21 protein-coding genes and 1 riboswitch are annotated in these 19,795 nt (G+C 40.9%); of the genes, 3 read left to right on the top strand and 18 right to left on the bottom strand.

Features of this window, described 5'->3' with window-relative positions; genetic code table 11:
* Nucleotides 1-40 precede the first annotated feature (40 nt).
* The 5 genes from pcrB to GD441_RS14815 are packed head-to-tail and all read right to left on the bottom strand — an operon-like array spanning nt 41 to nt 4,279.
* Nucleotides 41-733, bottom strand: coding sequence for a heptaprenylglyceryl phosphate synthase (gene pcrB, locus GD441_RS14835; protein ID WP_153127212.1), 693 nt, complete (start codon nt 731-733; stop codon nt 41-43).
* 38 nt (nt 734-771) lie between these two features.
* The gene (locus tag GD441_RS14830; protein WP_153127211.1) at nt 772-1,092 is read right to left on the bottom strand and encodes a hypothetical protein; all 321 of its coding nucleotides are present in this window, start codon (nt 1,090-1,092) and stop codon (nt 772-774) included.
* Between the two features lie 50 nt (nt 1,093-1,142).
* Nucleotides 1,143-1,439 (bottom strand): YerC/YecD family TrpR-related protein, encoded by a 297-nt coding sequence (locus tag GD441_RS14825; protein ID WP_153127210.1) that lies wholly within the window; start codon nt 1,437-1,439, stop codon nt 1,143-1,145.
* A 24-nt stretch (nt 1,440-1,463) separates the two neighbouring features.
* Nucleotides 1,464-2,510: a DUF3048 domain-containing protein gene (locus tag GD441_RS14820; RefSeq protein ID WP_153127209.1), complete on the bottom strand. Its 1,047-nt coding sequence runs from the start codon at nt 2,508-2,510 to the stop codon at nt 1,464-1,466.
* Between the two features lie 26 nt (nt 2,511-2,536).
* Nucleotides 2,537-4,279, bottom strand: a complete 1,743-nt coding sequence (locus tag GD441_RS14815; RefSeq protein WP_153127208.1) for an adenine deaminase C-terminal domain-containing protein — start codon at nt 4,277-4,279, stop codon at nt 2,537-2,539.
* Between the two features lie 140 nt (nt 4,280-4,419).
* On the opposite strand from GD441_RS14815, the gene GD441_RS14810 reads away from it, so the two are divergent.
* Complete coding sequence (locus GD441_RS14810) at nt 4,420-4,713, top strand: YgaP family membrane protein (RefSeq protein ID WP_420849709.1); 294 nt, start codon at nt 4,420-4,422, stop codon at nt 4,711-4,713.
* A 117-nt stretch (nt 4,714-4,830) separates the two neighbouring features.
* Entirely contained in the window at nt 4,831-4,944 is a 114-nt protein-coding gene (locus GD441_RS17600; RefSeq protein WP_338091718.1) for an EYxxD motif small membrane protein, read from the top strand.
* Here the strand turns inward: GD441_RS17600 and purD are convergent.
* From purD to GD441_RS14745, 13 genes are all read right to left on the bottom strand, one after another.
* Nucleotides 4,922-6,190 carry a phosphoribosylamine--glycine ligase gene (purD, locus tag GD441_RS14805; RefSeq protein WP_153127207.1) on the bottom strand — a complete coding sequence of 423 codons (1,269 nt, stop codon included), beginning with the start codon at nt 6,188-6,190 and terminating at the stop codon, nt 4,922-4,924. The genes GD441_RS17600 and purD overlap by 23 nt on opposite strands.
* A gap of 373 nt (nt 6,191-6,563) precedes the next feature.
* The gene (purH, locus tag GD441_RS14800) at nt 6,564-8,096 is read right to left on the bottom strand and encodes a bifunctional phosphoribosylaminoimidazolecarboxamide formyltransferase/IMP cyclohydrolase (protein WP_153127206.1); all 1,533 of its coding nucleotides are present in this window, start codon (nt 8,094-8,096) and stop codon (nt 6,564-6,566) included.
* Nucleotides 8,097-8,111: 15 nt separating this feature from the next.
* Complete coding sequence (gene purN / locus GD441_RS14795) at nt 8,112-8,687, bottom strand: phosphoribosylglycinamide formyltransferase (protein WP_153127205.1); 576 nt, start codon at nt 8,685-8,687, stop codon at nt 8,112-8,114.
* A 42-nt stretch (nt 8,688-8,729) separates the two neighbouring features.
* The gene (purM, locus tag GD441_RS14790) at nt 8,730-9,755 is read right to left on the bottom strand and encodes a phosphoribosylformylglycinamidine cyclo-ligase (RefSeq protein ID WP_153127204.1); all 1,026 of its coding nucleotides are present in this window, start codon (nt 9,753-9,755) and stop codon (nt 8,730-8,732) included.
* A gap of 59 nt (nt 9,756-9,814) precedes the next feature.
* Nucleotides 9,815-11,230 carry an amidophosphoribosyltransferase gene (gene purF, locus GD441_RS14785; protein WP_153127203.1) on the bottom strand — a complete coding sequence of 472 codons (1,416 nt, stop codon included), beginning with the start codon at nt 11,228-11,230 and terminating at the stop codon, nt 9,815-9,817.
* Nucleotides 11,215-13,437 carry a phosphoribosylformylglycinamidine synthase subunit PurL gene (gene purL, locus GD441_RS14780; RefSeq protein WP_153127202.1) on the bottom strand — a complete coding sequence of 741 codons (2,223 nt, stop codon included), beginning with the start codon at nt 13,435-13,437 and terminating at the stop codon, nt 11,215-11,217. The genes purF and purL overlap by 16 nt, the downstream gene beginning before the upstream one ends.
* The gene (purQ, locus tag GD441_RS14775; RefSeq protein WP_153127201.1) at nt 13,421-14,107 is read right to left on the bottom strand and encodes a phosphoribosylformylglycinamidine synthase subunit PurQ; all 687 of its coding nucleotides are present in this window, start codon (nt 14,105-14,107) and stop codon (nt 13,421-13,423) included. The genes purL and purQ overlap by 17 nt, the downstream gene beginning before the upstream one ends.
* Nucleotides 14,104-14,358: a phosphoribosylformylglycinamidine synthase subunit PurS gene (gene purS / locus GD441_RS14770; RefSeq protein ID WP_153127200.1), complete on the bottom strand. Its 255-nt coding sequence runs from the start codon at nt 14,356-14,358 to the stop codon at nt 14,104-14,106. Before purS ends, purQ begins: the two co-directional genes overlap by 4 nt.
* Nucleotides 14,346-15,071 carry a phosphoribosylaminoimidazolesuccinocarboxamide synthase gene (gene purC / locus GD441_RS14765; RefSeq protein WP_153127199.1) on the bottom strand — a complete coding sequence of 242 codons (726 nt, stop codon included), beginning with the start codon at nt 15,069-15,071 and terminating at the stop codon, nt 14,346-14,348. The genes purS and purC overlap by 13 nt, the downstream gene beginning before the upstream one ends.
* Nucleotides 15,072-15,156: 85 nt before the next feature.
* Nucleotides 15,157-16,449: an adenylosuccinate lyase gene (gene purB, locus GD441_RS14760; RefSeq protein WP_153127198.1), complete on the bottom strand. Its 1,293-nt coding sequence runs from the start codon at nt 16,447-16,449 to the stop codon at nt 15,157-15,159.
* A gap of 27 nt (nt 16,450-16,476) precedes the next feature.
* On the bottom strand, nt 16,477-17,607 hold the full coding sequence (gene purK / locus GD441_RS14755) for a 5-(carboxyamino)imidazole ribonucleotide synthase (protein WP_225434254.1): 1,131 nt from the start codon (nt 17,605-17,607) through the stop codon (nt 16,477-16,479).
* Nucleotides 17,591-18,079, bottom strand: coding sequence for a 5-(carboxyamino)imidazole ribonucleotide mutase (purE, locus tag GD441_RS14750; RefSeq protein ID WP_153127196.1), 489 nt, complete (start codon nt 18,077-18,079; stop codon nt 17,591-17,593). The genes purK and purE overlap by 17 nt, the downstream gene beginning before the upstream one ends.
* Before the next feature lie 164 nt (nt 18,080-18,243).
* Nucleotides 18,244-18,345: riboswitch (purine riboswitch) on the bottom strand.
* 85 nt (nt 18,346-18,430) lie between these two features.
* Complete coding sequence (locus GD441_RS14745) at nt 18,431-18,631, bottom strand: NETI motif-containing protein (protein WP_153127195.1); 201 nt, start codon at nt 18,629-18,631, stop codon at nt 18,431-18,433.
* Nucleotides 18,632-18,928: 297 nt separating this feature from the next.
* Between GD441_RS14745 and GD441_RS14740 the strand changes: the two genes are divergently transcribed.
* Nucleotides 18,929-19,399: an SAM-dependent methyltransferase gene (locus tag GD441_RS14740; RefSeq protein WP_153127215.1), complete on the top strand. Its 471-nt coding sequence runs from the start codon at nt 18,929-18,931 to the stop codon at nt 19,397-19,399.
* Nucleotides 19,400-19,795 lie beyond the last annotated feature (396 nt).

Genomic DNA, 19,795 nt, shown 5'->3' with positions numbered 1-19,795 from the left:
TCGAACATTTGTTCTATCTATTATATTACACTTACTCGCTTTATTCTATCTCTTTTATCGCCTGAACCGTTTGGAGGGCGGCTTCTAGATTCTCGTAAATGATATTGCCTACAACCACAACATCCGCATAAGAAGCCATTTGTTTTGCCTGCTCAGCATTCGAAATACCGCCGCCATAAAACAATGTAGTCTTGTTCAGCTTTTCTTTCACTTGTCTTACAACTTCCGGATCTCCATACCTTCCACTGTACTCTAGATAAAAGATTGGAAGGTTCAGCATTTTTTCAGCCATCATCGCATAGGCAGCTACATCCTCTGCATCTAAGTCCGTATTGGCTTTCGTTACCTGCGCTGCTTTGCAATCTTCGTTTAGAATGCAATATCCTTCAACGAAAATTTCATCCCAGTTCATGATATCTCCGTATTCTTTCACTGCTTCATGATGAAGACCAACAATCCATTTTGCATCAGAGCTGTTCAGCACAGTAGGAATGAAATATAAATCAAAGCCCGGTGTAACCGTTTCAACAGAAGAAACCTCCAATACACACGGAACTGTATATCTTCTTATTCTAGCCATCAAATCCAAAACACCTTCAAGCGTCACTCCATCCGTTCCACCGACAATGATGGCATCCGTGCCTGACTCACAAATTTTCTCTAACGCATCCTCACTAATTTCTTTATTTGGATCGAGCTTGAACACATGTCTCCACTCGCGAAAGTCATACATAGAAAAACCTCCATTCTATATCCCATTCCACCATTATATCATTTAGGATATTGTCCCGCATTAACAGGCAGCAGTCCTAAGAAATGGAAGAAGTTTTTAGGGCAGATAACAGTCCAAAAGGCCGATTGGTTCAACTGATCTATGAATGGCCGATATTTTGCCGCTAACGACCGATATTTTGCCGCTAACGACCGATATTTTGCCGCTGACGACCGATATATCGAGATGACGACCGATATCTGGCTCCTGACGACCGATATATTCGAATGACGACCGATATCTGGCTCCTGACGACCGATAAACCTTCTAACTGCGCTTTCTATCAGTCTAAATGTACGTGAAATATACTTTTTGTACACTCTATCTATAATAATAAAAAAATCGACAGGCTGATACCTGTCGAATTTTTCTATTCTTCTTCTTTAATTCTATCAAGAGCCATTTTATATGCGTCATTGCCATAGTTTAAGCAACGTTTCACTCGGGAGATGGTGGCTGTGCTTGCACCGGTTTCTGTTTCAATTTTGTGATAGGTCTTTCCTTCTTGCAGCATGCGAGCTACTTCAAGTCGCTGTGCTAAAGATTGAATCTCATTTACCGTGCACAAATCATCAAAAAACCGGTAGCATTCTTCCAAATCTTTTAAAGAAAGAATAGCTTTAAACAGCTGATCCAATTCTTTTCCTCTAAGCTTATCAATTTGCATATATAAACTCCTTTTACTAAAATATTATAGGTCATCACCAATCGAAACCATTTTAGAGAGGCCTGGCTTACTAGGAATTACATTCACCCATGTTTTCCCAGGTACAAGCCCCACTACTTTTCCATCTTTAACAGGAGTAATGATCCCCTCTCGATTTTCCCATTGGATCTCATTCCATTTTCCTTTTTGAAGCAATATGGCTTTCCCTCCTGAATGAAGGTCAATATCTCTGCGACCAGCGGTATCCTTTACTTTATGACTTGCTTCAATGATGAAAATATTATCTAGCAACACAGGTTCATTTGTATCATGATCAATGGTTTGCTGATTTTTAGAATGCCTTTTATATTTTCCAATAGTAGCGTCGTATTCATACTCTATTTCAAAAGATGGCGATCCATAATTGATGGTTGTAAAAGTTCCGCTAGCTCCCTGAATAGTCTCTATTTCTTTATCTGATAAGAAAGTAAATTCCTTTGGAGGGGTATCCCATTTAAAGCCGTTATCCTTTGCTCCTTTTTCAATTTTTTCAAATGAAATATACGAATTATGCGGAGCCTTCCTTTCCTTATCGCGTTTGAACAAAATACCATCGTATTCCATTCCATCTAAGGCATCCACGTACCCCTTATCCAGCAATGCTTTTGCATCGGGACTATGACCATGATTAATATAAATAGAATCCAGACCTTTTGCAAGTTCCATATAATAGTCCCTTGCACTTCTTACAGGTCCTACTCTTTCTGGAAATTCACTTTGAAAAACAGCTAAAAATCGAGTAACATCTCCTTCAGCTAATATTTCATACACGATATCAGCTTTTTGAAGGCCGGATTGAGGTCTTGCTTTCGGATGATTGTTTACCATAACAGCTATAGCTCTTTGGTCTACATTTTCATTTGTACCCACACCCGTTAATGGAAAAATATGTTTTAATTCAACAGAAGTTGTAACTTTTTGTTCAACCTTGTCTTCCTTAATTGGGTCCTGTTTTACTTCATCCTTTTTCGTACAGCCCACCAACAGTAAAGCTGAAACCATCAAGCATGAAGTCATTATTTTTAATTTCATACCTCATTTCCCCTTACTTTTATATTTTAACGCATTATTGATGGAAAGAGTACTACCTTATTCATGACATCATACATTCCTTGCGGAGTGATGCGAATATAAGGAAGATGAGTAGATGAAAAGAAAAGTAACGAATAAATGGGATCTGAAAATCCATAACCGCGGTCCTTAAGGAGCTGCTTTAACTGTGCTTCTTCTTTTATCAGCTCTTCTACCGGTTTATCAGACATTAGACCTTTTAGTACAAGCGGAATTTCATGAATGACTTTTCCATTTTCTGTTGTTACAATCCCTCCGCCTATTTCTTTTAACCGATTAAAAGCTAACAGCATATCTTCTTTTCTTTTTCCGATTAGAACAATATCGCCTGTGTTTGAAAAAGAACTCGCAAATCCGCAGAGCTTGTCTGCAAACCCCTTGATGATTGTATTGATTCTCCATTTCCCGTTTCTGTCAATCAACATAAAAAAGCATTCATCGTGTTCAAAAGACAACTCATCATAGGAAACATCTGTAGAAACGGAGTAAGGCTTAATAATCACTTCATTGATCATTTCCATTCCAAAAGGCATAGAAAATTGCAAATCATCACTTTCAAGATTCCAATCTATTTTCAATGGCTCAAAACCAAAATCAGTCCATGAAATATGCGAGTCATCAGGCGAAATTTCCTCATCTTTCTTAATCCATTTTCCCTTCGACATGACAGATACCGGAGTTGGGTTTTGGATGTCACTCAGAAAGTTAATATTCGCCACTCTTCCTGTAGCAATGTTTCCATGCAAATGTTCGATATTGTAATACCTTGCAATATTAATAGATGCCATATTATAAGCATCGATTACTGGTATGCCACCTTCTATGCAAATTCTAATAAGACGGTCCATGATCCCATCTTTATAAAAAGCAGGAGTTGATCCATCCGTATTAACAAACATTTTATCGAAACATTCAATCCCTAATTCCTGTATCTCTTTTACAAGCTTCGGTAAATCAGGACGAATGGAAGAGTGCCGCAATGAAACGGTATAGCCCTGCATCAGGCGATTGTATACTTCCTCGCCTGTCATAGCTTCGTGGTCACAATCCGCACCAAGCAGCATCATTTTCGCAAGCGTTTTCTCTGATGCTCCTGGAAAATGCCCTTCTATTTGTTTTCTCATCCGCTTTGCTTCTTGAATCCAATGGAGCATGAGGTCATCTCCAGCTAGCAGCTTAGGCCAGCCTGTCAGCTCTCCTCCCTGCAATACCGCATCATGCTCAAGCCAAGCCTTTATATTAGAATGAGAAAATACACTTTCCTCGTTTAAAATCTCCGTTTGCGGATCAAATCGACACCACCAATACATCGTCACTGGTAAATTTCTCAGTTCCTTCAACAAAGAAAACGCTTTCTTTTTTTCTAATTGTAAAAAAACGACCATATTGTCATTAATCAGCGTTGTTGTTCCAGTTAAAGATGCATAACGAGAAAAAGTGTGGGGATTATATAATTGAAATGGATGAACATGAGGCTCTATATAGCCGGGGACAAGATATTGACCACTGCAATCAACAATTTCACAACCATCTAGTTGTTCTGGAGTTTTTTCTCCAACATACACGATGCGGTCATCATAAATCCATATGTTCGCTTTCATCCATTTTCTTAACACTTGATTCAGGTAAGTGGCATTTTTTAATAAAATATGAGGTGACCTTACTCCATCCAAGACGGAAATATGCTCACGCAGATGTTTATTTTTCCATCTGTATCGCTGTTCCAGCATGAACATCCCTCCTAATTTTTAATTTTCTCATGCAAACGCTTTCGTATTAGCTTTATTTTAATACTAACATATTTTGTTATTTAACACATTAAAGTTTTAAAATTTTAATGTAAATTCTTTGTTAAAGGAGTCTGTTTTACATGATGAAAGTTAGACCGAATATCGGAATACTAAATGCTCTTATGCGTATTACCATAGGTTTTACCTTGTTATCATGGGCGACTGCAAAAATGGTCAAACGTCCATGGAGAGATTCTTATTTTATGGTTGCTATGATTGCGGCCATGAAAATTGGAGAAGGATTCTTACGCTATTGTCCAATGACTGCCTTATATGAAAAATGTCAGTGTATGATTGAAGATATGAACCAAGACAACGAAAAAACCGCTTCTGAAGATGATACTCTCGGAGCTTCTATCTATAATCCTTCATAAATAAAGTGAAATTTCCAAGTCTTGAAGTGAGGAACTTACTTCAAGTTAATACGGGAAAAGTGATTGAGACCGGGAGTATTTACATGCTCACCCGGTCTCAAAAAAGGAGTTGTCTCGATGTACTTAGAATACGTAACGGATCTGTCTTTCGTTCTAATTGCTTTAATTGGCTCTCTCATTGCTCTGTTATTTGTATTTGTGAAAAAGACTAGAAAGAAACGTATGCGATAGCCCGATGTCCAATATCTTTCCTATAAAATAAACCGGCACTTTGAATTTTTTCTACTTCTGCATAGGCAATTTGCTGAGCTGCTTGAAGATTGTCAGCCACTGCTGATAGAAGTAACACTCTTCCTCCGTTTGTTACAAAATCATTGCCATTTTTAGCTGTGCCTGCATGGTAGATGTGTGCGTGGTCCGAAATGTTTCCAAGACCCTTGATTACTGCACCCTTTTCATATTCACCAGGATAGCCTTTTGCCGCTAAAACGACTCCAAGGACTGATTTGTCATGCCATTCAATCGTGATATCCTGGCCTTCCAAAACAGCTTCCAAAACATCGACAAAATCCGTTTTTAAACGAGGTAGAACGACTTGCGTTTCAGGATCACCAAAGCGGGCATTAAATTCAATGACCTTCGGGCCTTTTGGCGTTGCCATAAGACCAGCATATAATATGCCTGTAAAGTGTCTATTTTCCGAAACCATAGCCTTTGCTGCTGGTATGACTATGGTTTGGACCGCTTCCTCTACCATGCTGTTTGGAATTTGTGGCACGGGAGAATAGGCACCCATTCCGCCTGTATTCGGTCCTTTATCCCCATCAAAAGCCCGCTTATGATCTTGAGCAATGACCATCGGATATACCTGATCTCCATTTACAAATGCCATTAAAGAGAACTCTTCACCCTCAAGATACTCTTCAATGACTACACTTGAAGAGGCAGAACCGAACTTTTCAGCCACCAACATGTCATAAATAGCTGCTTCGGCTTCTTCCATTGTCAGTGCTACGACAACTCCCTTTCCCGCAGCTAGACCGTCCGCTTTGATTACAATAGGAGCTCCCATTTTTTCGATATAGGATTTTGCTTCTTCATAGGTATGGAACGTTTGGTAAGCCGCAGTAGGAATGTTGTATTTCTTCATTAAATCTTTAGCAAAGGATTTGCTGCCTTCAATAATGGCTGCATTTTGACGAGGTCCAAACACTTTTAGACCGGCTTTTTCGAAATCGTCAACGATTCCGTTTAAAAGAGGAACCTCGGGACCTATGAACGTAAGCTCTACGCTATTTTCTTTTGCGAAGGAAATCAGTCCTTCATGATTGGTTTCTTCAATTGGGACAAGCTCCGCAACATCCTCCATGCCAGGATTACCCGGAGCCACAAAAACTTTTGTCGTTCTAGCACTCTCCATAAATTTCCTTGCAACCGCATGTTCACGACCACCGCGGCCAACGACCAAAACATTCATTTTGTCACCTCATTTAATGGAAATAGGTATATCATCAAAAAACAAGGCTCTTTTCGCATAGATTGTTGTTTTTAGACGATAAAGTTTGCCCGTTGATTTCCGCACCAGGTACTTGCTTTCCGCGGGGAGGGATGACACTCCTCGGCGATACCGCCTGTAGGGTCTCCCACTTCCCTCTTTTTCCCGCAGGATATTGAATAAGCTTCCTCGAATAAACACCACACGAAGGAAATGCGAATGCATTTTCGAGGAGTCAAGTACCCTCCGCTACAATCGACTCAGAACGTTATAGTTAAATTACATTAAAAAAGTAACAAACTTTACGAAAACAGCCAAAAGCAGAAGGTTATCTTTGAAATCGCCTATTTGAGAATTAGTGTTTGAAATGGCGAATGCCGGTGAAGACCATGGCAATACCGTACTCATCTGCCTTTTTGATGGAGTCTTCATCACGTACAGATCCTCCAGGTTGAATGATGGCAGTGATACCTGCTTTTGCTGCAGCTTCCACAGTATCATCCATCGGGAAGAATGCATCAGAAGCCAAAGCTGCCCCCTTTGCTCTTTCCCCAGCCTGTTCAAGTGCAATTTTGGCTGCACCGACGCGGTTCATTTGACCAGCTCCCACACCAAGAGTCATTTGTGAATTTGCTACAACAATCGCGTTTGATTTTACATGCTTAACGACCTTCCAACCGAGCTTCAATGCTTCCCACTCTTCGTCAGTAGGCTGGCGCTTGGTCGGAATGGAAATCGTTGCATCCTCTAATGAATAGGCATCCATATCCTGTACAAGCAATCCACCTTCAACGCTTGTCAGTTTTTTCTCCTCTTTCTTTTCTCCGTCGAAGCGTACCGATAACAAACGGATATTTTTCTTAGATGTTAAAATATCAAGTGCTTCCTGAGAAAAAGAAGGGGCAATAATGATTTCAAGGAAAATTTCATGAAGCTGCTTAGCTGTTGCTTCATCGACTTCACGGTTTAAAGCGATGATCCCTCCAAAGATAGAGGTTGGGTCGGCCTCATACGCTTTTCGGAAAGCTTCCTCAATTGTTTCTCCCGTTCCAACACCACAAGGGTTCATGTGTTTTACTGCAACTGCCGCAGGCTGATCAAATTCCTTAACAATTTGAAGGGCAGCATCTGCATCATTAATATTGTTGTAAGAAAGCTCTTTTCCATGAAGCTGCTCAGCCTGTGCCACCGAGAAAAGAGAGCCTAGCGGTTTTTTATAAAACGCTGCTTTTTGATGAGGATTTTCCCCATAACGTAAAGGCTGCTTTAACTCATATGTAAACGTTACACTTTCAGGATTTTCCTCGCCTGCAAGTGCTGTCATGTATTCAGCAATGACTGCATCATAAGAAGCAGTATGGCGGAACACCTTTGCGGCTAAGCGGCGACGCGTTTCTTTAGTTGTTTCACCCGTTTCTTTTATCTCTGCCAACACTTGGTCATAATCAGCAGGATCTACAACCACCGTTATATATTCATGATTTTTTGCTGATGAACGAAGCATAGTTGGACCGCCAATATCAATATTCTCAATAGCATCCTCCACAGTCACATCAGGCTTTGCGATCGTTTGCTGAAATGGATACAAATTCACACAGACTACTTGGATCGGTTGGATCCCATGCTCCTTAAGCTGAGCTCTGTGACCTTCTTCATCGTGGCGCGCCAATAAAGCTCCGTGGACTTTCGGATGAAGCGTCTTTACTCTTCCATCCAATATTTCAGGAAATCCAGTAACATCGCTAATACCTATTACTTCAATCCCTGCTTCTTGAAGGGCTTTTTTCGTCCCGCCAGTTGAAATAATGTCAAAACCCGCTTCCTTTAGTCCCATGGCAAACTCTACAATTCCAGTTTTGTCTGAAACACTTATTAGTGCACGTTTCATCTTCTGATCCCCCTCTTAAGCCATTACGGTCGATAATAACTTTTGTATAACCAGCGGATACAACTCATGCTCGCAAGCCTGAATTCTCTGCTGTAAGGTTTCCCGACTATCGTCGTCTAAAACATCGACGGCTCTTTGCGCAATAATCGGTCCAGTATCCATTCCTTCATCCACGTAATGAATTGTAACACCTGTCACCTTCACACCAGCCCTAAATGCCTGCCCGATTGCATCTTTGCCAGGAAAAGCCGGAAGCAGCGAAGGGTGAATGTTCACAATACGGTTTGAGAATGCTTGAAGTAAGGTTGGACCAATTAATCTCATATATCCTGCAAGTACAATGAAATCTATATCTCTTGCTTGAAGTTCTTTTAAGATCTCCCTTTCAAAAGCAGCCTTATCCTCATAATTTCTTGGACTAAAAATGAAGCTAGGGATGTTTTCGTTTTGCGCTCTTTCAATGACAAAAGCACCCGGCTTATCACAAACAAGCAACGCAACTTCAGCGTCCAGTTGTCCTTTTTTGACAGAATCGACGATGCTTTGAAAGTTGCTTCCGCTTCCGGAGGCAAAGATTGCGATTCTCTTCATAATAATCCTCCTACTCAGGATTAGGATTTTCTCTAACGATCCTTAATGAATCGTAACTCCCTTACCAGGTATCACTTTCCCAATCACTGAAGCCTTCTCCCCTTGCTCTTCGAAATGCTTAATAAGCTGGTTGGCGTCTTTACTGTCCACAGCTACTACCATGCCAATTCCCATATTAAAGACATTATACATTTCCTCTTCAATCAGGTTCCCTTTTTCCTGTATGAGTTTAAAGATCGGATGGACTTCCCATGTTCCCTTCTTCATTTCAACTCCAAATCCTTGCGGAAGCATACGGGGGATGTTTTCAATAAAACCTCCACCTGTAATATGGGCCATCCCTTTAATCGTAAAGCTCTTCATTGCCGACAATAAAGGCTTTACGTAAATTTTCGTTGGGCGGAGAAGCTCCTCACCAAGCTTACAGCCCAGCTCATCTACCTGCTCATGTAAATCCATACCTGCTTGCTCTAATAGCACCTTGCGCACTAGAGAATAACCGTTGGAGTGAATACCGCTAGAAGCTAGGCCAATTAATACGTCTCCTTCAGAGATCTGTTGCCCGGTCACTAGACGGGATTTCTCACAAGCACCAACTGCAAACCCAGCCAAATCATATTCTTCTTCACCGTACATGCCAGGCATCTCAGCTGTTTCTCCACCGATTAGTGCTGCTCCCGCTTGCATACATCCTTCAGCTACACCCTTCACAATTGCTTCAATTCTTGCTGGATCCGCTTTCCCACAAGCAATATAATCAAGAAAATAAAGCGGCTCCGCACCTTGAACAACTATGTCATTTACACACATCGCCACACAATCTATTCCAATTGTATGATGCTGGTTTAGCATAAACGCCAGCATGAGCTTTGTTCCAACACCATCTGTTCCCGAAACGAGCACCGGCTCTTTTAAGTTAAGGCCAGAAAGATCGAACATCCCTCCAAAACCGCCCAATCCGCTCATAACACCTTTTCTCATAGTCTTCTCAACATGCTTTTTCATGCGGGATACCGCTTCGTATCCAGCTTCAATATCAACACCAGCCTGCTTATATGCATGAGCCATGAATGTAAGTCCTCCCTTCATTCATTTAATAAAAAAAACGACATACTTCATGCCGCTTATTAACATTTTTGAAAAGGATGAAACGTGCTTTCATTATATATTTCCGTCGGATAATTCCCTGTAAAGCATGCTATACATTGTCCGCGTGTTTCACCTGGAAAAGGTCGTCCAATGGCTTCGATCATGCCTTCAACACTTAAAAACGTTAACGTGTCTGCTCCAATCATTTTCCGAATTTCTTCCACGGAAAGCTCTGATGCGATCAATTCTTCTTTAGTAGACGTATCGATTCCGTAAAAACACGGAAACTTAATCGGAGGGGAGCTTATGACCACATGCACCTCTTTTGCTCCTGCTTCCTTTAACATTTTGACGATCCGCTTACTTGTCGTTCCACGTACGATCGAATCGTCCACCATGATGACACGTTTTCCTTCAACAACCCCACGAACCGGGGATAGCTTCATTTTCACACCTTGCTCCCTTAATGCCTGAGACGGCTGGATAAACGTTCTTCCAACATAACGATTTTTTATTAATCCCATTTCATAAGGAATACCTGAAGCTTCCGCATACCCAATCGCCACAGAAATACTGGAATCCGGCACACCTGTTACAACATCTGCGTCAATCAGCGCCTCCATTGCCAGCTTTTTGCCCAGTCTCTTTCTGGCAGTGTGAACATTAATGCCATCTACGTTACTGTCAGGACGTGAAAAATAAACATATTCCATCGTACACATCGAACGGGAGTATACATGAGCAAAACGTTCTGAAACGACGCCTTCATCTGAAATCATTAATAATTCTCCCGGTTCCACATCTCGAATAAATTGTGCTCCTACAATATCCAATGCACATGTTTCAGAAGCTACAACATAGCCATCACCCATTTTCCCTAAAGACAACGGACGAAGTCCATTCGGATCCAAAGCAACTAGCATTTCTGACTCTGTCATAATCAGAAACGCATAAGCACCTTTTAACATACTCAGAGCATTTTTTACTCGCTCCTTCAAATCACAAAAGCCGCCTCTTCTTATGAGATGAGCTAAAACCTCCGTGTCAGAAGTTGTTTGAAAAATACTGCCCTGTGCTTCGAGCTGAGCCTTAAGCTGTGTTGCGTTCACTAGATTTCCATTATGAGCAAGTGCCATGCTGCCAGTCTGGAAGTTGAAGAGGAGCGGCTGGACATTTTCATATCCCCCACCACCTGCTGTAGCATAGCGAACATGCCCTATAGCAGCTTTACCTGTAATTTCACTCATTTTTTCTGCCGTAAATACTTCCGTCACAAGCCCTTCGCCTTTTACACCCTTCAGTTGGACACCGTCCGTTAAAACCATTCCGGCCCCTTCTTGACCTCTATGCTGAAGACTGTGCAGACCATAATAAGTAATTTGAGCAGCATCCGGATGTCCCCAAACACCAAAAACACCGCACTCTTCATTCAAGCCTTTTATTTCAGCAAGCATGGGATTGCTCCTTTCCAGGCTGACTGTAATTCATCGATCTTTGCTTGCAATACTACATTTCCTGCTTGATCCAGAATGTTTAATTCCGGAATATCTACCACTTCACCTACTAATAAAGCATCTTCTACTATGCTCTCAAAAGCTTCTTGGTTTTCTTTTTTTACAGATATCAAGAAGCGGGATTGTGTTTCGCTGAAAAGCTCACACGTTGTGTCGCCTTTTACCATGACATTTGCACCAAGCTCTTTTGTACCAAAAAGCGACTCTGCAATCGCTACAGCTAATCCGCCCTCTGCAATGTCATGAGCTGAAGCTACAAGGCCTGATTGAATAGCTTGTAAAATTTGACGCTGCCGCTTAGCTTCCACTTCCAAATCAATACTCGGAGCCTTACCGAATATTGTACCGTTCAGCATTTTTTGAAGCTCGCTGCCTCCAAAATCGTTTTGGGCTTCACCGATCACATAGATTAAATCTCCTGCTTCCTTGAAGCTTTGAGTGGTAATATGCTTTACATCATGTACAAGACCAACCATGCCAACAACTGGAGTCGGATAGACAGCTACACCATTTGTCTCATTGTACAGAGACACGTTCCCGCCAATGACAGGTGTATGTAAAGTACGGCAAGCCTCACTCATACCGTCTGTTGCTTTTTCAATTTGCCAGAAGATTTCCGGCTTTTCAGGATTTCCAAAGTTCAAGCAATCCGTAATTGCCAGCGGCTCTGCTCCGGAACACACAACATTGCGGGCTGCCTCTGCCACAGCGATTTTCCCGCCTGTTTCAGGGTCTAAATATAAATAACGAGAGTTACAGTCTGTCGTCATTGCCAATGCTTTGTTTGTTCCTCTAATGCGCACCACAGCCGCATCCGATCCAGGTGCAACTACTGTGTTTGTACGAACCATATAATCATATTGATCGTAAACCCATTCCTTGCTTGCAATTGTAGGCTGGGATAATAATCCTATTAACATTTCCTTGTAATCTTCAATGATGGGAACTTCAAGCTCCATTTCTTGAAAATCACGGTAGTATTGAGGTTCTGTTGAAGGCTTATGATAAACAGGAGCATCCTCCGCAAGAGCATCAACCGGAACATCTGCCACAACATTTCCTTTATGAAGGAGACGCAATCTTTTATCGTCTGTTACTCTTCCGATTGCCACAGCTTCTAAGCCATATTTAGAGAACAAGTCTACAATCTCTTGTTCACGGCCTTTTTTTACTACGATCAGCATGCGTTCTTGAGATTCTGAAAGCATCATTTCATAAGCGGTCATGCCTGTTTCCCGCTGCGGAACCAAATCTAAGTTCATTTCAATACCGGAACCAGCCTTACTGGCCATTTCTGCAGACGAGCTTGTCAATCCAGCTGCACCCATATCCTGAATACCAACTAGAGCATCGGATTGAATGAGTTCAAGGCAAGCTTCTAATAGCAGTTTTTCCATAAACGGATCGCCGACTTGTACAGCTGGACGTTTTTCGTCAGAAGTATCTGTTAACTCTTCAGAAGCGAAGGTTGCTCCGTGTATTCCATCACGACCTGTTTTTGCCCCAACGTACATAACGGTATTTCCGACTCCATGAGCCTGACCCTTTTTTATATCTTCATGATTAATTAAACCCACACACATGGCGTTAACTAATGGATTCCCTTCATATGCCGACTCGAATTGAACCTCTCCGCCAACAGTAGGAATCCCAATACAATTTCCGTATCCTGCGATTCCGGCTACTACTTCCTTAAATAAATATTTCACTCGAGCGTTATCAAGCTCTCCAAAACGAAGCGAGTTTAAGAGAGCGATTGGACGCGCTCCCATAGAGAACACATCACGGATAATTCCACCCACTCCTGTTGCAGCTCCTTGATAAGGCTCAATTGCTGACGGATGGTTATGCGATTCAATTTTAAAAACAACCGCTTGATTGTCGCCAATATCGACGATTCCTGCACCTTCACCAGGTCCCTGAAGAACTCTTTCTCCTGTAACCGGAAACTTCTTTAAAACAGGCTTGGAATTTTTATAAGAGCAATGCTCAGACCACATGACCGAGAATAAGCCGATTTCTGTATAGTTGGGAAGACGACCTAAAATACTTTCAACCATCGCAAACTCTTCATCGGATAGTCCCATTTCTGCATACAATCTTTCAGTCTTAATGATTTCCGGACTTGGCTCAAGCATGAACGACATGTGCTTCCCTCCAATATTTCACGATTGATTGAAAAAGTTTTAACCCATCTGCGCTACCTAGCAAAGAATCTACTGCTCGTTCAGGATGCGGCATCATGCCTAACACATTGCCTTTTGCATTTGTAATTCCTGCTATGTCAGCTAGACTTCCGTTCGGATTTTGGCCATGATAAGTAAATACGATTTGATTGTGATCTTTAAGCTCAGCAAGGGTCTCTTCATCGCAGTAATAGTTTCCCTCTCCGTGAGCAATCGGGATTGTAATGACCTCACCTTTTTCATAAGCTCCTGTAAACATGGTTTCATTGTTTTCAACCTTCAGCTCTACGTTTCGACAAATGAACTTCAGGCTGTCATTTCTTCTCATCGCACCAGGCAACAGACCAGCTTCTAATAAAATTTGAAAACCGTTGCATACACCTAAAACTGGCTTTCCGGCGTCAGCCGCTTTTATAACCTGCTTCATGACGTTGGAAAAACGGGCAATAGCGCCAGAACGGAGGTAGTCTCCATAAGAGAATCCCCCTGGGAGCAGGATGCCATCAAAGCGATCTAAATCTTCTTCTGTATGCCACACATATTCAACTTCCTCGCCTAGCTCATCTTTAATAGCATGGTACATATCCACATCACAGTTAGAACCAGGAAATACGATCACTGCAAATTTCACTGCGCGACTACCTCCTCTATTTCATAACGGTAGTCTTCAATCACTGTATTGACTAATAGCTTTTCGCACATTTCTTTCACGGTTTCTTCGACTTCTCGATCAGATTTTTCAAGGATCAGCTCCATGTATTTTCCAATTCGTACATCCTGGACTTCTGTATAAGAAAGGCTGTTCAAAGAACCCTTCACTGCATTGCCTTGTGGATCTAATACACTTTCCCGCAACGTAACATAAACTTTTACTTTAAACATGCTTTAGCGCCTCCCAGTCTTGTTAAAATCTGTTCGTAAGCTTCCGTTAAGCTTCCTAAATCTCTACGGAATACATCCTTATCGAGCTTTTCATTCGTTTTGATATCCCATAGACGACATGTGTCTGGCGATATTTCATCTGCTAATAAAATTTCTCCATCTGCTGTCTTACCAAATTCAAGCTTGAAATCTATTAATCTAACGCCAATCTCTTCAAAAAAGCTTGGTAAAACTGTATTCACACGAAAAGCCTTTTCTGTAATATCCTGCAGTTCTATTTTTGAGGCAATCGCAAGCTCTTCAATATGAGCATCTGTAATGAGCGGATCACCAAGATCATCATTTTTAAAATAAAATTCGACTAGAGGCTTCTTTAACGGTGTTCCCTCTTCTATTCCTAATCTTTTTGAAAGGCTGCCTGCCGCTACATTGCGTACGACTACTTCGAGTGGAATAATTTCGACCTTCTTGACTAGCTGCTCTCGGTCCGATAGCTTTTTTACAAAATGGGATGGAATTCCTTCTGCTTGCAGCTTCAAAAATAGTAAGCTTGTAATCTCGTTATTTAGTACACCCTTGCCGGAAATCTCAGCTTTTTTTTCACCGTTAAAAGCTGTGGCCGCATCTTTGTATTCGATCCATACCATTTCATCATGATCTGTTGCAAATACTTGTTTTGCTTTTCCTTCATACAGCAATGCACGCTTTTCCATGTAACACCCTCCAAATTAGGAATATTAGGAAATTTTAGACTTTTATTGTTACACTGCCGCCCTAGAAACTAGGGCAGCAATTTTTTTATAAACCTAGACGTTCAAAAATTACATCAACATTTTTCAAATGATAGTTATAATCAAAGCAATCATTGATTTCCTCTGGTGAAAGCAAGCTTGTGATTTTATCATCCGCTTCGATTAACTGGCGGAACGGCACCTGTTTTTCCCATGCTTCCATCGCTTTCGGTTGAACGGTATCGTACGCTTCTTCACGAGCAAGCCCTTTATCAATAAGCGCCAATAAAACGCGTTGAGAGTAAATCAAGCCTAATGTGCGGTCCATATTGCGCTTCATATTTTCAGGGAACACTGTTAAGTTTTTCACGATATTTCCGAAACGATTTAGCATATAGTTCAAAGCAATCGTAGCATCTGGCAAAATAATGCGTTCAGCAGATGAATGGGAAATATCACGCTCATGCCACAGCGGAACATTTTCGTAAGCTGTCAACATGTAACCACGAATCACGCGGGCCATTCCAGTCATGTTTTCAGATCCAATTGGATTACGCTTATGCGGCATTGCTGAGGATCCTTTTTGACCCTTTGCGAAAAACTCTTCAACCTCGCGCGTTTCGCTTTTTTGAAGACCGCGAATTTCAACTGCAAATTTTTCAATGGAAGTTGCTATTAAAGCAAGCGTACTCATGTAATGGGCATGGCGGTCGCGCTGCAATGTTTGAGTAGAAATGGGTGCGGCCCCAATCCCGAGCTTTTCGCATACATATTGCTCCACAAACGGATCAATATTTGCATATGTACCGACTGCTCCAGATATTTTGCCGACTTCCACATGTTTTCTTGCCGCTTTAAAACGCTCAAGGTTACGCTTCATTTCTTCATACCAAAGTGCCATCTTCAGACCGAATGTTGTCGGCTCTGCATGAACACCATGTGTGCGTCCCATCATAACTGTATATTTATGTTCTTGCGCCTTGTTTTTTAAGATTTCAATAAAGTTTTCGATATCCTTTTGCAGGATTTCATTCGCTTGTTTGAGCAGGTAGGAAAGAGCTGTATCGACAACATCCGTAGAAGTTAAGCCGTAGTGAACCCATTTTCTTTCTTCGCCTAGCGTTTCAGAAACCGCACGTGTGAATGCCACCACATCATGACGGGTTTCTTCTTCAATTTCTTTAATTCTGTTAATATCAAAGGATGCATTTTCACGAAGAAGCTTTACATCTTCCTTTGGAATGACACCAAGCTCAGCCCACGCCTCACACGCTAAAATTTCCACTTCTAGCCAAGCCTTAAAGCGATTTTCCTCCGTCCAAATCGCACCCATTTCCGGTCGGGTATAACGTTCAATCATGTTTTCTTCCTCCGATTATCTTATTTCTTACCAGATCCCGCTTTCTTCTACTTCTTTCAAAGCCTCGTCAGTCGTTTCACGCAAAATATTCACATGCCCCATTTTGCGCTTCACCTTCGCTTCTGCTTTTCCGTACAGATGAATTTTCCAATCCGAAAGCTCCGGTAATTTATTCAGTAGTATTTCCAAATGCTCACCAAGAATGTTAACCATGACAACAGGCTTCAACAAAGTAGTTCGGGCTAGCGGCCAGTTGCAGACAGCTCTTACATGCTGCTCAAACTGAGAGGTTTCACAAGCCTCCATTGTATAGTGTCCAGAATTATGAGGTCTCGGTGCTAATTCGTTGATAATGATTTCCTCATTCTCTGTTAAAAACATTTCTACAGCCAGCGTACCAACTAACTCCATCGAATCTGCAATCATAAGTGCTTTTTCTTTAGCTCTTAGCTCTACATCTTCAGAAATACGCGCTGGAACGATAGATTGATGCAGAATATTGTCTTTATGAATATTTTCAGCAACAGGGAACACCTTTGATTCTCCATTTGAGTTTCTTGCAACAATGACGGAAATTTCTTTTGTAAAAGGAACCCAAGCTTCAAGCACACATTCGCCGTACTTAAGGAGCTCAGCTGCTTTGGGAAGATCCTCTTCGTTCCGGATGATAAGCTGCCCTTTGCCATCGTATCCGCCTTTTGCCGTTTTTAACACACTTGGATATCCGAGCCTTTTTATATTATCATAAATTTGCTCAAACTCAGATATCACAGCGTACGGAGCGACTTCTACTCCCGATTTTGTAATAGCCTGTTTTTCTAAAATACGATTTTGCGTGATTTTCAATAGTTCAGAGCCTTGAGGAATATAAGCATGTTCCTTCAGCCAATCCAAAGCATCGGCACTAATATTTTCAAATTCAAACGTTATCACGTCACTTACGTCCGCTAATTTTCTTAATCCGTTCAAATCGTCGTATGCTGCCGTAATTTCTATATCTGCAACCTGACCACATGGACAATTTGTCGTAGGATCCAACACAGCAATTTTAAAGCCAGAAGCTTTTGCAGAAAGAGCCATCATTCTTCCCAATTGACCTCCGCCAATGATTCCAATCGTCTGTCCGGGTAGGATCACTTTTTTATTTAAGCTGTTCACTGCTCTCCAGCACCTTTTCTCTTGTTTCTTTTCTGATCTTTTCAAGCTTTTCTGCTATATCATCATCTTTTGTTCCAAGTATTTGAGCAGCTAACAACCCTGCGTTTGTTGCTCCTGCTTTTCCAATCGCAACAGTAGCGACAGGGACGCCACCAGGCATTTGAACGATAGACAGCAAAGAATCTAATCCGTTTAATGCCTTCGACTGAACAGGCACACCAATCACAGGCAAAGTTGTTTTGGAAGCGACCATACCTGGTAAGTGTGCCGCTCCACCAGCACCTGCTATGATTACTTGGATTCCCCTGCTCCTTGCGCTTTCCGCATATTCAAACATTAAATCTGGAGTGCGGTGAGCAGAAACCACTCTTTTTTCGTAAGGAATTTCAAGCTGTTCTAAAACCTCACAAGCATACTTCATCGTTTCCCAATCCGAAATGCTTCCCATGATGACTCCTACAAATGGTTTCATTCCCACTCCCCCGTTTGCCTATGTAATCTATTAAAATAGCTTATTTAAAGTAAAAACCCCGAACAATCTACTTTCTACACAAGAGAAAGTAGACCCGTTCGGGGTATTAGAAAGAATCTTATAGCTGCTAATACAGCTTTCAAAATTCACCTATAACCACAAAAAGGCTTGCTACTTTCTCTCATAGTCTGATAATTTACGGTTATCAGGTAGAAACTTATGGGCCATATTCCCAAGATTATATGAGAGAAATTCGTTTTCGTAATGTACTCTTATCTTAACAATGGTTGATCTTTTAGTCAACCTTATTTTCGAACATTTCCACTTAATAATACTTTATTGTTCGTATTTTTATTCTATTTTTTTCGTTTCAAAGAGAATTTTTCTAGAAATCGGTTCGTAAACCGATTTACCATCCTGTATCACTTCTTTAAAAATAGGCTTTTCGATTCTTTTAATTGGCATATATCCTTCTTTTCGGATTCTATCTAAACAAGCATCAATGCTTTCATTTTCTCCCACTTCAAAAGTTTTTTTATTCGATTGCTTCATGGGGTTCCTCCAATATTAAATTCTTCATTTACATTTTTTGACAGGAATATTTTAGCTTTAAAGATGTCATAATTTATTATTTTCATAATAGCTTGATTAGAAAAAATACGCAAAGTGATATCTAGAAGAACTCTAACTAAATGTCACTTTCTCGAATAAGAACACTTTTCCATCGTACGTTCTATTGCTGCCGTAGTGAACCAAGTTCTGTCAAAATATAATGTTTTTTTTACCTTGACTTTCAAAAGGAGAAGGGTGTTTTTTCGAAGAACTGAACAAGAAAGAGAGGTAGGAAGTATGTTTGAAGAAATTGCACTAAAACCAATCGGTAAAGTTATTTCCAGTCGAGAAGAAATAAAAGATGATCATTGGGGGCAAGTAGAAGCTTTTATTGAAGTTGATCATGCTCAGTTTACAGAAGAAGTCTTTTATGGACTAAAGGATTTTTCTCATGTAGAAGTAATTTATTATTTTCATGAGGTACCACCTAAAAAAATAATAACAACTGCTAGACACCCACGGAATAATCTACACTGGCCAAAAGTGGGGATATTCAGTCAACGAGCCAAGAATCGTCCAAATAGAATCGGACTAACAACATGTGAACTGTTAGAAGTAAAAGGTCTAACTATAAAGGTACGTGGATTGGATGCTATTAAAGGAACACCTATATTAGACATTAAGCCATACATGAAAGAATTTGGTCCCCGAGTAGAAATTAGTCAACCTGAATGGGCAACAGAACTTATGAAAGATTATTTTAAATAAAATTTGTATCTTGATTAAAATACAGCTTATCGTCATAGTTGAAATTTTTTGAGCAGATGAATATCTAAATACGAGATAATTGATCCATATTCCATTTAATTGACCTTTTTAAAAACCTTTGATGAAAAAACTAATTCGAGAATTTAATCAATCTTGATTTAAGCGAAACCTCCTTTGATTTAAACGAATCCAAATAGCTGTGAAATACTTCACGAAACTATAGAGCTTTGTTTATACACTCTAATAGTCCCTTTTCAAATCGAGTAGGAGGGGGTGACTAACCCCCGACCTCTCACACCACCGTACGTACCGTTCGGTATACGGCGGTTCAATTAAGTATGACGTAGAGTCTGATACCTTTCAGTTAGACTTCTTAACCCTCGGTGACTCCAATAG

It is taken from the genome of Peribacillus tepidiphilus, from assembly GCF_009466385.1.
GTDB classification, from domain to species: domain Bacteria; phylum Bacillota; class Bacilli; order Bacillales; family DSM-1321; genus Bacillus_BN; species Bacillus_BN tepidiphilus.
The sequence above is the reverse complement of the archived record's forward strand: the minus strand, read 5'-3'. Positions and strand labels throughout refer to the sequence as shown.

Bases quoted from the DNA above. Each gene is read 5' to 3' on its own strand.
- pcrB (WP_153127212.1), bottom strand. From the start codon at position 733: ATGTATGACTTTCGCGAGTGGAGACATGTGTTCAAGCTCGATCCAAAT.
- GD441_RS14825 (WP_153127210.1), bottom strand. From the start codon at position 1,439: ATGCAAATTGATAAGCTTAGAGGAAAAGAATTGGATCAGCTGTTTAAA.
- GD441_RS14820 (WP_153127209.1), bottom strand. From the start codon at position 2,510: ATGAAATTAAAAATAATGACTTCATGCTTGATGGTTTCAGCTTTACTG.
- GD441_RS14815 (WP_153127208.1), bottom strand. From the start codon at position 4,279: ATGCTGGAACAGCGATACAGATGGAAAAATAAACATCTGCGTGAGCAT.
- GD441_RS14810 (WP_420849709.1), top strand. From the start codon at position 4,420: ATGATGAAAGTTAGACCGAATATCGGAATACTAAATGCTCTTATGCGT.
- GD441_RS17600 (WP_338091718.1), top strand. From the start codon at position 4,831: ATGTACTTAGAATACGTAACGGATCTGTCTTTCGTTCTAATTGCTTTA.
- purD (WP_153127207.1), bottom strand. From the start codon at position 6,190: ATGAATGTTTTGGTCGTTGGCCGCGGTGGTCGTGAACATGCGGTTGCA.
- purH (WP_153127206.1), bottom strand. From the start codon at position 8,096: ATGAAACGTGCACTAATAAGTGTTTCAGACAAAACTGGAATTGTAGAG.
- purN (WP_153127205.1), bottom strand. From the start codon at position 8,687: ATGAAGAGAATCGCAATCTTTGCCTCCGGAAGCGGAAGCAACTTTCAA.
- purM (WP_153127204.1), bottom strand. From the start codon at position 9,755: ATGGCTCATGCATATAAGCAGGCTGGTGTTGATATTGAAGCTGGATAC.
- purF (WP_153127203.1), bottom strand. From the start codon at position 11,230: ATGCTTGCTGAAATAAAAGGCTTGAATGAAGAGTGCGGTGTTTTTGGT.
- purL (WP_153127202.1), bottom strand. From the start codon at position 13,437: ATGTCGTTCATGCTTGAGCCAAGTCCGGAAATCATTAAGACTGAAAGA.
- purS (WP_153127200.1), bottom strand. From the start codon at position 14,358: ATGTTTAAAGTAAAAGTTTATGTTACGTTGCGGGAAAGTGTATTAGAT.
- purC (WP_153127199.1), bottom strand. From the start codon at position 15,071: ATGGAAAAGCGTGCATTGCTGTATGAAGGAAAAGCAAAACAAGTATTT.
- purB (WP_153127198.1), bottom strand. From the start codon at position 16,449: ATGATTGAACGTTATACCCGACCGGAAATGGGTGCGATTTGGACGGAG.
- purE (WP_153127196.1), bottom strand. From the start codon at position 18,079: ATGAAACCATTTGTAGGAGTCATCATGGGAAGCATTTCGGATTGGGAA.
- GD441_RS14745 (WP_153127195.1), bottom strand. From the start codon at position 18,631: ATGAAGCAATCGAATAAAAAAACTTTTGAAGTGGGAGAAAATGAAAGC.
- GD441_RS14740 (WP_153127215.1), top strand. From the start codon at position 18,929: ATGTTTGAAGAAATTGCACTAAAACCAATCGGTAAAGTTATTTCCAGT.